Consider the following 12,680-nt stretch of genomic DNA (forward strand, 5'->3'; position numbering starts at 1 on the left):
CGGCTGAAAGTCACCGTTCCGCCGGCACGAAGCTGTCACGTACGACCAACGAGGTCGACAGATAGGCGTGCTGGCGGATGGTTCGCTTGCCCGCGATGGCATCCGCCAAAGTCAGGATCGCCACGCGGGCAAGCTCGCTCTGGTCGATGGCGAATGTGCTCAAAGGCGGTGACGTAAGCTGGGCAATCATCTGGTTGTTGATGCTGATCACGCTGATGTCGCGCGGCACAAGCACTCCGGAGGCATTGAAGGCCTGCAATACGCCGACCGCAATCACATCGGCGGCGATGATCACCGCGTCCGGCAGCGCACCGTTGTGATCGTGCACGAACCGTTCGCCAAGCCTGCGGCCGTTCTCCACGGTAAACAGGCCATCCGAATAGATCAGACCCTCGGCGTCCAATCCGAAACGCTTGACTTCACGCCGAAAATAGGTGGCGCGATTCTCTTCGTCCAGCTCATAGAAGTTCATTAGGCAGCCTTTGCCGCCAATGAACCCGACACGTTTCATTCCCTTCGCCGCACAAGCCGCAACGGCATCATGCACGGTCTGCTGCAGGTCAGGCTGTACGGAATCAAACAGACCCGGCGCTGGATTCACGTCGATGAACACGCCATACGGCATGGCATCATGCAACCGTTCCAGATCCTCTTCGACGATCCGGTCGGCACCGATCGACATAAAGCCGTCAAATCCGCTACTTTCGGCAATCATATCGTCAAGATCGCGGAACACGGTCAGTTCCATACGCTGCTGCCCAGCATTGCGTTCGAGTGCCGCACGCAGATCAGTGAAATAGGAATCACGCAACGCCTCATTGGATTCCTCGTTGTCAAGCAAGGCCACCTCATGCGGAATCACGATGCGTTTGGTCTGCATGCTGTAGCCAAGTTCCTCGCTGACCTGAATGATCTTGCGACGCGTCTCCTCGCGGACGGATAATGTGGGATCTCCATTCAGCAACCGAGATACCGTAGCTTGCGAGAATCCCGTCCGTCTTGCGATTTCCTTGATGGTCGCCATCGATGTTCCTCATTCGGTGAAGTAAAAGCTTTACCGAATCAGGGTACCTCATCTTCCTATCAGATTGGTAATCAAGTGCACCCTATCGTGCGATCTTATCGCACGCCGTCCGTCATTGACTTTCAACAATACCGTCATCAGTACCGCCAATGCGGCGAACACGGCGCCGACAGGACCGAGCCAACGCAATCCGGCGGCATCGTAGGCCACGCCACCAACTGCGGAACCGAGCGCAATACCGAGGTTGCAGGACGTGGAGTTCAACGACGAGGCAAGCGTGCCGCAGCCGGGATAGCCGGTTTCGGCCACATATGAATACAGCACCTGCGAAGGCGAGTTCTGCAGATAGATCGTAAGACCCAGAACCACCAGCAACACCGATCCAAGCATCGCGTTCGCCGTGGCAAAGGGAAGTAGCAGCATGCACACGAACTGCAATGCGTAGGCCTTGCTCATGCCGACGAGCGGCCAAATGCCGGTGCCACGCGTGGCGAGCTTGCCGCTGTACAGGTTGCTCCACAGGCAACAAGCGCCGAACGCCACGAGCGCGACGCTCACATAGGCCGCCGGCACATGCAATTCGTTGGTAAACATGGGTGTCAGGTAGGTGTACCACACATAGCTCGAGGCGAGGCCGAACACCACAGTGAGCACGCCGAGGATGATTCGACGGTCGGAGAACAGCTTGAATTGGCCGAGAATACCCACCTGCGAAGGCACGGAACGCTTCGGCAACACCACGAACATGACGCCGATCATGACTACCGTCAACACGTCGATGACGACGAAACTGGTACGCCAACCCGCCAACCCCGCAATCCACGTACCCATCGGCATGCCGAACACGGAGGCGATGGAAAATCCGGAGAACACCCATGACATGTATCTCGGCTGGTTTTCACGACTCGTGACGTCCGGTCCGAAGGTGAGCGCCACCGCCACAAGCACTCCCGAAACGGAGGCGGTGACCACGCGAGCAAGCAGCAGCATCGGATAGTTCACGGCAAAGGTGCAGATCACATTGCCGGCAAGAAATACAAGCAACAATGCGATCAGTGCACGGAATCGCTGGAATTTCGAACAGATCGCGGCGCCAATCGGTGTGAGCGGCGCATACACGAACGCGAAGATAGCCACAAGATTACCCACCATGGTCACGGCAATGTTGAGATCGGAGGCAATGTCGGGAAGTACGCCCACGATGATGAATTCGCTGGTACCGAGCAGAAAACTCTGAAAGACCAGAATGGCCACGGGAAGCGTGAACAAGCGGTGCGATGCCATATTCGTATCTCTCCATCAATGTAGAAAATCTTCTTCTTTACATGAAAAGAGTAATATTTATCAGCATTCAGAACACACGATGCGATATCATTGAATCGTTTGTAAATAGCAAAATCGTATTGCATTGAACGGAAAACCCATCGAAAGCGAGAACGGATGAAACAACGTCAACCGTTACAGCCTTTGGCGGTATTCTCGGATCTTTCCGAACGCATCTACTACAATCAGCCTGATCTGCCGCTGTATACACGCAATGATGCGCTCTCCCGCTTCGACTTCCGCATGGCCTGTCACTGGCATCGCGACCTGGAGTTCGTACATGCGCTCACCGGGTCGATGAAATACTTCGTCAACGGCGCGATCGTCGACATTCCGACCGGCGACGGACTGTTCGTCAATTCGAATCGGTTGCATTACGGATTCTCACCGACCCGCGAGGAATGCCATTACCCGGCGGCCGTAGTGAATCCTTCGCTGTTCGAATCATTATGGCGACCGGCGAGCGCCGAACTGGACATGCTGTGCGGGCCTGATGCACCGGATTACATGCTGTTGGATCATACTGATTCACGGCATCGGCGCATTCTGCAACTGATTGACGATACCGTGCGGTTCAACGTGCCGAATGCCGACGAAGCCGCCAATCCGCAGTCCGATACGATTCAGGCGATTGGAACGGCGATCCAATTGTGCGGGGCGGCTTTGGCGTTGGTTCGGGAGAGCATGGCGAAAGCGTCTGGCCATCCGACGACCGGACGACCGGAGCCGGCACAGGACCGACAATCACCATCCTCAAATCATTCGGCATCGCACTCCCCCGCCAATAATCGTGACTTGATGAGTGCGTTGACCATGACCGGCTTCATTCATCAGCATTTCCCGGAACGAATCACATTGGCCGACATCGCGGCGGCGGGTACCATGAGCCGCAGCCAATGCTGCATCGTATTTCGCGAGTATGTGAATCGCACGCCAAATGAATACCTGACCGATTACCGCATCGAGCAGGCCATGCACATGCTTTCCGGCACCGCTTCCGACGTGACCGAAGTGGCCCGTGCCTGCGGTTTTTCGACGCCCAGTTACTTCATCCGCGTATTTCGCAAGCGTGCGGGGCTCACTCCGCAACAGTGGCGGCGAGCGCACTGACGGGCGACCATCAAATACAATATCCCTTTATGCATGCGCAATTCCATAAGTCGAACTGGCCAAAGCCGGATAAACAGCAATCCTTTGCCCCGCAGAGCTTCCGAGGCAAAGGATTCACGAAACCATTCAAGGCCACCGGTCATAAGGGTGGCATCAGCCGGCAAGGTTCCAAGCGGGGTTAGAGGGGCATGCCCGTTATCCAATAGGCGTGCCCTCAAACAGTTCAGCATGGGATGCAGGCTGCGAGAACCAACGTGCCACTCAACAGGCAGAGCCTCAAACCGGTACCGAAAAGGGCCGAATCTGCGAGAACCGAATGGTTACCCAACAGCCACGGCCCCAAATCACCCGGGAAAAGGTCCTAACCTGCGAGAACCAACCCGTTATCCAACAAGCAGAACCTCGCAACCAATAACATAAGCAAGTCCCAAACGCAAAATGGCTGTGACCACACTCGGCGGTCACAGCCATTTCATTGCGGTTCCTACTCCAGTTCCACGGCTCCCGTGTACAGCTGGTAGTACTCGCCCTTGAGCGCAATAAGCTCATCATGCGAGCCGCGCTCGATGATACGACCGTGATCGAGCACCATGATCACATCGGAATTGCGCACGGTGGACAGTCGGTGAGCGATCACGAACACGGTACGCCCCTTCATGAGGTTGTCCATGCCGGCCTGCACCACTTCCTCGGTACGGGTATCGATGGACGAGGTCGCCTCATCGAGAATCATCGCCGGCGGATCGGCCACGGCGGCACGTGCGATGGAGATCAGCTGGCGCTGGCCCTGCGACAGGCCGGAACCATCACCCTCGAGCACGGTCTGGTATCCATTCGGCAACATGCGGATGAAGCCGTCGGCATTGGTCAGGCGTGCGGCTTCGATGCATTCCTCATCGGTGGCGTCGAGTCGTCCGTACCGTATGTTGTCCATCACGGTACCGGTGAACAGATTCACATCCTGCAACACGATGCCGAGGGAACGGCGCAGATCCGGCTTGCGGATGCCCTTGACGGAGATACCGTCGTACAGGATCATGCCTTCCTGAATGTCATAGAAGCGATTGATCAGGTTGGTCACCGTGGTCTTGCCGGCACCGGTCGCGCCGACCAAGGCGACTTTCTGACCGGGTTTCGCAAACCAGGTGATGTCGTGCAGCACCGGCTTGTCGGGGTTATACCCGAAGGTCACGTCGGTAAAGCGCACGTCGCCCTGCAGCAGGGTCAAGCGACCATCCGGCGAGGTGATCGCGTTTTCGCGAGCCTTCATCGCCACTTCCGCGGCGCGCGGACTCAACGCATGTGCGGCCTTGAGCGAACGGGTGCCGTCATCGCCTTCCTCACGCTTCCAAGCCCAGTGACCGGTTTCGTGATCGACTTCGGTCATGGTGCGACCGTCGGAGGCGAGCTCCACGTTGACGAGCGTCACGGAACCGCCATCGTCTTCCGGCTTTTCGTCCATAAGCTGGAAGATGCGGGATGCGCCGGCGAGCGCCATCATCACCATGTTGAACTGCATGGAGACCTGTCCGAGCGGATTGATGAAGGCTCGGGACAGGGTCAGCAATGAAATCAGCGTACCCAAGGTGAGCGTACCGAATCCGGACAGGCCGAAGTTGCCGACGCCCGACAGCGCCATGACCCCACCGAGAACGGCAAGCAGGATATACAGCATGTAGCCCATGTTGCCCACGATCGGCATGGTCACGTTGCCCCATGTGTTCGCTTCGGCGGAGGCTTCGAACAGTCGCTCGTTCTTTTCATCGAAGTCCTTTTGCGTGGCATCCTCATGGTTGAAGACCTTGATGACCTTCTGCCCGTTGACGGATTCCTCCACGAATGCGTTCACGTCGCCGATTTCGATCTGCTGCTTGACGAAGTAGCGCCCGGAACGGGAGACGACCTTGCGCACTACCACGAACAGCAGTGCGGAGAAGACCAGCACGAAGACGGTGACCGGCACGGAGAGCCACAGCATCGATATGAGCGCTGCGATGGCGATGATCGCGGACGAGAACATCTGCGGGAACGACTGGCTGATGGCCTGACGCAACGTGTCCGTATCGTTCGTGTAGCGGCTCATGATGTCGCCGTGTTCGTTGGTGTCGAAATAACGGATCGGCAGGCTCTGCTGATGGGCGAACATGTCGTCGCGAATCTTCTTGAGCACGCCCTGCTCGACGGTGACGATAAGCCACTGCCACAGCCAGCTGCAGAGAATGCCGGCCGCATACAGGCATCCCATAAGCGTCAACGCGCGCAGCAGCGGACCCCAATCAGGATTGTTCGCACCGACCATCGGCAGGATGTAACTGTCGATCAGTGATTGCAGGAACAGCGCGGATCCGGACTGTGCCGCGGCTCCGATCAGAATGCACAGCACCACGATGGCCACGCGCCACTTGTATAGCCGAAGATGCGTTTGGTGGTGCCGGGAGCGGCCTTCTGCATCGGTTTGCCTATGGGACCATTCGGCCCGCCCTGCGACTTTCGTGGTTCGCTTTCCGCGGTTTTCGCCTCGTCGATCGCCTCTTGGCGCTCGTTCATCTCGGTCTCTTCATCGATGATCATTTCAGTCATTGCTCTCTCCTCCTTTCACTGAAGTTCCTCAGGCTGTGCCTGGTTCCTGGTCTGCGATTCATGGATGGAACGGTATTCGTCACAGCTTGCAAGCAGTTCGTCGTGGGTGCCGGCGGCCATGATGTGGCCGGCATCCATGACGAGAATCATGTCGGATTCCTGTACGGAGGCGACGCGCTGCGCGATGATGATCTTCGTGGTGTCGGGAATCTCGTTGTGGAACGCCGCACGAATCAGCTGATCGGTTTTGGTGTCGACCGCGGAAGTGGAATCGTCGAGGATGAGGATCTTCGGCTTCTTCAGCAAGGCGCGGGCGATGCACAGGCGCTGACGCTGGCCGCCGGAGACGTTGGTGCCGCCCTGTTCGATGTATGTATCGTACTTATCGGGGAATTCCTGGATGAATCCGTCGGCCTGCGCCAACTGGCATGCGTGACGGATTTCCTCGTCGGTGGCGTTCGGATTGCCCCAACGCAGGTTTTCGGCGATGGTCCCGGAGAACAGCACGTTCTTCTGCAGCACCATGGCCACCTGGTCGCGCAACACTTCAAGGTCGTAATCGCGCACGTCGACGCCGCCGACCTTGAGCGAGCCTTCGGTCACGTCGTACAGTCGCGGCACGAGCTGCACCAGGCTGGACTTGGCGGAACCGGTGCCGCCGACGATGCCGATGGTCATGCCGGAGCGGATCTTGAGGTTGATGTCGTCCAGTACCGGCTTTTCCGAACTGTCGGAATAGCGGAATGTCACATGATCGAAGTCGATCGAACCGTCGACGACCTCCCTGACCGGATTGTCCGGATTGGTGACGGTGCTTTCCTCATTGAGAATCTGGCAGATTCGTTCGGCGGAAGCCTGCGAGATGATGAACATCACGAAGATCATGGAAAGCATCATCATGGCCATGAGGATCTGCATGGCGTAGGTGACCAATGCGGTCAGGTCGCCGGTGGTCAATCCAAGGGCCGCGTTGTTGCCGGAAGCGACGATCTGCTGTGCGCCCATCCATGCGATGAGCAGCATGGTGCCGTAGATGCAGATCATCATCAGCGGGCTGTTGAAGCTCATGATGCGCTCGGCCTTGGTGAAATCCTTGAAGATCCGCTCGGAAATGCGACCGAACTTGCCTATTTCATGCGATTCGCGGTTGTACGACTTGACTACGCGGATGCCCTGCAGGTTCTCGTCGACCACATTGTTGAGCTCATCATAGGTGTGGAACACACGCTCGAACACCGGGTGCACGATGACGGCCAGACCACACAGGCCGATTGCGAGAATCGGGATGCAGGCGAGGAACACCAAGGAGATCGACGGGCTGATGCGGAACGAGAAAATCCATGCCACGACCACCATGATCGGGGCTCGCACACCCATGCGGATCATCATGCCGTAGGCGTTCTGCAGATTGGTCACATCGGTGGTGAGCCTGGTGATGATCGAACCGGTGGAGAACTTGTCGATGTTCGTGAAGCTGAAGCCCTGAACCTTCTCGAACTGGTCCTTACGCAGGTTCTTCGCAAGGCCCGCGGCGGCGATCGCCGCGAATTTTCCGGCAAGGAAGCCAGATGCCAGGGAGAACATCGAACATACGAACAGGATCACGCCGAATTTGATGATCGCCGGCATGCTGCCGCCGGAAATGCCCTGATCGATCAGCGACGCCATGACCGTCGGAATCAGGATTTCCAGCACGCTTTCCACCGCCACGAATGCAGGCGCCAGCAAGCTGTCCTTTTTGTATTCACGCAGCGATCTGCCCAACGTGCGTATCAGATGCTGTTTTGGCCGTGACTGGTTCTTTGCAACCGAAACCGTTTGCGTTGTTGCGCTCACCCCTCTTCCTTCCCTTCGTTTTCCGCTTGCGATTCATCCGCCCGCACATCACAGATCGCCAGACTGGAGTAACGTTTTTCGTCTCCGATCATGCCGGTCTCCACCAGATTGGATTGCATCACGTCAAGCACGTGCATGAACTGGCGAATGTCGTCATCGTTCAGCCCCTGCAGCAGTATGTTCTCCATGGCGACGGCGTTTTCACGCAACGCTTCGGCGATGTCGCGGGATTTGTCGGTCAAGACTATTTTCTTGAGCCTTGCGTCGCGCCGCACCGATTCACGAACGATCAGTCCTTTTCGTTCCATGAGTCCGAGCACCCTGCTTGACGTCGATCTGGTCACGCCGAAGCGCCGTTCCACATCCTGTGGAAAAATCTCACGTTCCGAATGACGGGCGAGGAAAGCGATGATGTCGATGTTGCCACCGCTCAATCCATCCACTTGCTCGGGACGCGTCGACGCAAGATACCGGTTGATGACGTTGTGCAGAGATCTGATGGCGACGCTCGGCGGCTTGCACACACCTTGGTCCCACGCCTCGGCGAACGCCGGGTTCACCGAAGTCGTTTCATTGTTTCGTTCATCTGTCACGCGCTATATCATAACCCGTTGCACATACAACAGTTGCATATACAACATTCCGCGTGTCGTCGGGTTTTCTCCGACGAGAAGGCACCGGTTCAAGGATTGCCGAAACCGCAAAAACAATCATGGTGCGAACCTCATGACCCCACCCGTAAAACTCGGGATACGTCACATAAGGTTCGCACCATGATCGATTGTGCAGCACCCTTATGGCTTATGGCGATAAGGGCGGCAGACGAAATCACGCCGCGTCACGTGCCTTGATGCGTTCCATGAATCCGGTGCGATCCTCGTCCGTGATTTCGCGCAGCACACGTGCGGGATTGCCGACGGCGATGCAGTTCGCCGGAATATCGTGCGTCACCACGGCTCCGGCGCCGATCACCGCACCGTCGCCGATGGTCACGCCGCCGAGCACGGTCACATGACCGCCCAACCATACGCCGTTGCCGATCACGATCGGCTTGGCCTGGCACGCGCCGTTTTTGCGCTCTTCGAAATCAAGCGCATGATTGGTGGCGAACAGACCGACCATCGGCGCGATCCACACATAGTCGCCGAGCGTAATCGGCGCATTGTCAAGCATCACGCAATCGAAATTGATGTAGGCATGCGAACCGATGGTGATGTTGCGGCCGACCTCACAACGAAAGTTCGGTTCGATGAACACGTCTTCACCAATCGATTTGAACAGCCGTTCCATGATCTCACGACGACGTTCGACATCCTCGTAATCGGTTTTGTTGTATTCGACGAACAGTCTCTTCGCCTCGGCGCGCTTGCGTTCGACGTCCGGATGCGAGTCCTGATATACCTCGCCGGCCACCATCAACTCCCACTCGTGACGACCCGCTTCGCTCATGCCAGCCGTCTCGTCGATCTCGGTCATTGTGCCTCCTTGCATGCACTCGTCGTCTCGCCCATCTTACCGGAGCGAGATGCCCCTTACCGGCAAACATGCCGGCAAATCGTTATGTGAAAGGCCGAGGGCCTGGTCCGCACCGGTTCATTCGCGGACTAGGCTCTCGGCCCAAGTCTGTTTGGGTTCCTTTTCCGTCGCCTTACTCGGTGACCTTGGCGTATTCGTCAAGCATGAAGGCAGTGATCTTCTTACCGCCTTCGCTCATGAGCATCGGCATGGAGTTGATCGGCATGGACCTGAGGAACATGCGCATCATGTCGTTATCGGGCATCTTCGGCAGATTGCCGGCCTCGCCCTCGGCATACACGGATGCGACGATCTTGGAGCCGACCGGATCATCGGACCATTCGCCGAAGGTAGACCATTCGGTAAGCGGTTCGGCCTTGCCATCGCCATCGAGCTCAACCATGCCGGTGCCGGCGATGTCACGACTGGAAGTACCGACCTCAATGGCGTATTCGCCGGATTCGACATGCCAGTCATCGAACTTCTCGGACCAGTAGGCGAAGGCGCGCTCGTCCAGGTCGAAGCTCACTTCGGCAGATTCGCCAGCCTTGAGGAACACCTTCCTGAAACCCTTGAGCTCGTGGATCGGACGTGCCACGGCGGACTTGCCCGGAGCCACGTACACCTGCACGGTTTCGGCGGCGTCAACGTCGGAGGTGTTCTTCACGACCGCGCTTACGGAAGCGGTGTTGGCGCCGGTCTTGGCGACCTTCACGTCGGACACTTCGAAGGTGGCGTAGCTCAGGCCGTAGCCGAACGGGTAGTCGACCGCCTTGTCATAGGTGTCGTAGTAGCGGTAGCCGACGAACACGCCCTCACCATAGTCGACATGGCCTTCCTCGCCCGGCCAGTTGATCATGCTCGGGTCGTCGTTGATGTCCATCGGAACGGTCTGGGCAAGCTTGCCGGACGGGCTGACGTTGCCGAAGATCACGTCGGCGAGCGCCGGACCGCCGGCCTGTCCGAGCAGCCAGGATTCGAGGATGCCCTTGGCGTTATCCGCCCACGGCGCCACGGAGACGACGGAGCCGTTGGAAAGCACGACCACGATGTTCTTGTTTTCGGCGGCGACGGCTTCCAGAAGTTCGACCTGTTTGGCCGGAATGTCGAGGGTTTCACGGTCGAAGCCTTCGGATTCGGCGGCTTCCGGCAGACCCAGGAACATGAGCACTATGTCGGCACCCTTGGCGACTTCGACGGCATCGGCGGCCATTGCGGCATCAGCCGGTTCGAGGTCGAGGGTGAAGCCCGGCGCGAACTTGGCGTCCACGCCACGTGCGGTGAGCGTGTCAAGGAAGCTGGTCATCTTGGTCGGAGTGATATGGGAGGAACCACCGCCCTGATAGCGCGGGGTACGGGCGAATTCGCCGATGACGGCAACCTTTGCATCGGATGCGACCGGCAGGATGGCGTCGTCGTTCTTGAGCAACACCATGGATTCGACGGCGGCTTGGTGGGCTACCTCGTCGTGGGCATCCACGTCGAAGCGGTAGCCTTCGACGCTCATGGCGGCGCGGGTCTTGTTGACCAGGTCGATCATGCCTTGGGCCATCCTGTCGAGCTGCTCAGGCTGGATGCGACCGTCGCGGGCGGCGTAGACGATCTGATCGTCGGTGTAACTCGGCGGCATTTCAAGGTTGAGGCCGGCGTTGAGGGAGGCGACACGGTCATGGTCTGCACCCCAGTCGCTCATGACGATGCCTTCGAAGCCCCATTCGTCACGCAGCACGTCGGTGAGCAGCCAGTGGTTCTGCGCGGAATGCACACCGTTGATACGGTTGTAGGAGCACATGATGGTCCACGGTTGAGCTTCCTTGACGATGTGCTCGAAAGCCGGGAAGTAGATTTCGCGCAGCGCGCGCTGGGAGATGTTGGCGCTGACGCGCAGGCGATCGGTCTCCTGGTTGTTGGCGGCGAAGTGCTTGAGCGAAGTGCCGATGCCCTTGGACTGCACGCCCGCAACGATGCCGATGGCCTCATGGCCGGCCAGATACGGATCTTCGGACCAGTATTCGAAGCAACGGCCGCCGAGCGGGTTGCGCTTGATGTTGACGCCGGGGCCGAGAATCACGGCCACCTTCTCCTGAATGCATTCCTCGGCCATGGCCTCGCCCACTTGGTGGATGAGTTCCGGATTCCAGGAGCTGGACAGGCCCGCGGCCGGCGGGAAGCAGGTTGCCGGCACGGAGTCGTTCAAATCGGTTTCACCGGTGCTGGATGCCAAGGACTTGCGCAAGCCGTGGGGGCCGTCGGTGATCATGTAGCCCGGAATGCCCTTGGCTTCCACGCCCTGCAGATGCCATGCGTCGCCGCCGGAGGTCAGTGACGCCTTCTCCTCGAGAGTCAGGTCGTTGACTTCAGGATAGGTGCTTTCGCTCATACGAACCTCTTTCGTTTGCTCGGCAAGAGTTCAACTCCGAACTCTTTACCAACCGATTGGTAGGTACTTTATCAAAATCGAATACGCGACACGCCAATCATCTTTGGAATTTCAGTTAACCGACCGTAAGGTAATCATAATTTTCCATCCCGATGAGGAACTGTTGTCAGAGCTGCATAGGAGAGAACATGGCCAACGACGAAGTCGACCGCAGAAGCGAAATCCTCAACGCGGCGGTCGAATGCTTCGGCACGCTCGGCTACTACGGAACGTCACTGCAGAAAATAGCCACCATGGTCGGCCTGACCAAAGCGGGCGTACTGCACTATGTCGGCAGCAAAGAAGGCTTGCTGCATGCGGTGCTCGACGAGATGTACGATCGAGAAACCGAAGACATCACCGCCGGCATGGTGCGCAACGAACACCCTCACATCGCCGAAATGTGGCGTAAGACCGTGGCGATCAACGCCAAACGCCCCAAGCTTGTGCACATGTTCTCAACCTTGAGCGCCGAGGCGCTGAACCCCGATCATCCCGCGCACGACTATTTCGCCAACCGCGAGGAGCGTATCGTGGACGTGGCGGAGAACATCCGCTGGCACGTGCCCGAAGGCGTCGACGCCGAACAGGTACTGCGCGCCGGCTTCGCGATGATGGACGGCGTGCAGCTGCGCTGGCTGCGCAAGCCTGGCCAGGATCTCAACGCCATGTGGGTCGAATGCGAGGACGTGCTCTTTCCGCTGCCTCAGTGGGATGGCTACCGCTAGACGCCAAATTCCTCCAGTCACTGGAACAATCAACCTGCTCAGGGACCTCTCAGAGGTACAAAACATCCAGCGACTGGAAGAATTGACCCACTGAGGAGCCTTTCAGAAGGATGAAACTTCCAGACATTGGAAGAAACAGGACGCA

The 12,680-nt window shown here is 58.0% G+C and carries 8 protein-coding genes and 1 pseudogene; 2 read left to right on the forward strand and 7 right to left on the reverse strand.

The genetic code is table 11. The features are described from left to right. Positions 1-10 precede the first annotated feature (10 nt). Together BBDE_RS07940 and BBDE_RS07945 are read right to left on the reverse strand one after the other, a co-directional pair. Positions 11-1,024 carry a LacI family DNA-binding transcriptional regulator gene (locus BBDE_RS07940; RefSeq protein ID WP_003839251.1) on the reverse strand — a complete coding sequence of 338 codons (1,014 nt, stop codon included), beginning with the start codon at positions 1,022-1,024 and terminating at the stop codon, positions 11-13. Between the two features lie 48 nt (positions 1,025-1,072). Beyond that, positions 1,073-2,308 (reverse strand): MFS transporter, encoded by a 1,236-nt coding sequence (locus BBDE_RS07945; RefSeq protein WP_003839249.1) that lies wholly within the window; start codon positions 2,306-2,308, stop codon positions 1,073-1,075. A gap of 156 nt (positions 2,309-2,464) precedes the next feature. Here BBDE_RS07945 and BBDE_RS07950 point away from each other — a divergent pair, with 156 nt between their 5' ends. Continuing rightward, entirely contained in the window at positions 2,465-3,457 is a 993-nt protein-coding gene (locus BBDE_RS07950) for an AraC family transcriptional regulator (RefSeq protein WP_003839247.1), read from the forward strand. Positions 3,458-3,941: 484 nt separating this feature from the next. Here BBDE_RS07950 and BBDE_RS07955 read toward each other — a convergent pair. From BBDE_RS07955 to BBDE_RS07975, 5 genes and pseudogenes are all read right to left on the reverse strand, one after another. Then, positions 3,942-5,908, reverse strand: a pseudogene (locus tag BBDE_RS07955) (ABC transporter ATP-binding protein). Positions 5,909-6,052: 144 nt separating this feature from the next. Then, positions 6,053-7,873, reverse strand: a complete 1,821-nt coding sequence (locus tag BBDE_RS07960) for an ABC transporter ATP-binding protein (RefSeq protein ID WP_003839240.1) — start codon at positions 7,871-7,873, stop codon at positions 6,053-6,055. Then, positions 7,870-8,466 carry a MarR family winged helix-turn-helix transcriptional regulator gene (locus BBDE_RS07965; RefSeq protein WP_228369693.1) on the reverse strand — a complete coding sequence of 199 codons (597 nt, stop codon included), beginning with the start codon at positions 8,464-8,466 and terminating at the stop codon, positions 7,870-7,872. The genes BBDE_RS07960 and BBDE_RS07965 overlap by 4 nt, the downstream gene beginning before the upstream one ends. Before the next feature lie 235 nt (positions 8,467-8,701). Further along, positions 8,702-9,349, reverse strand: coding sequence for a sugar O-acetyltransferase (locus BBDE_RS07970; RefSeq protein WP_080513439.1), 648 nt, complete (start codon positions 9,347-9,349; stop codon positions 8,702-8,704). Between the two features lie 172 nt (positions 9,350-9,521). After that, entirely contained in the window at positions 9,522-11,768 is a 2,247-nt protein-coding gene (locus BBDE_RS07975; RefSeq protein WP_003839235.1) for an exo-alpha-(1->6)-L-arabinopyranosidase, read from the reverse strand. A 188-nt stretch (positions 11,769-11,956) separates the two neighbouring features. On the opposite strand from BBDE_RS07975, the gene BBDE_RS07980 reads away from it, so the two are divergent. After that, positions 11,957-12,535, forward strand: coding sequence for a TetR/AcrR family transcriptional regulator (locus tag BBDE_RS07980; RefSeq protein ID WP_003839232.1), 579 nt, complete (start codon positions 11,957-11,959; stop codon positions 12,533-12,535). Positions 12,536-12,680 lie beyond the last annotated feature (145 nt).

Source organism: Bifidobacterium dentium JCM 1195 = DSM 20436, assembly GCF_001042595.1.
Taxonomy (GTDB): Bacteria; Actinomycetota; Actinomycetes; order Actinomycetales; family Bifidobacteriaceae; genus Bifidobacterium; species Bifidobacterium dentium.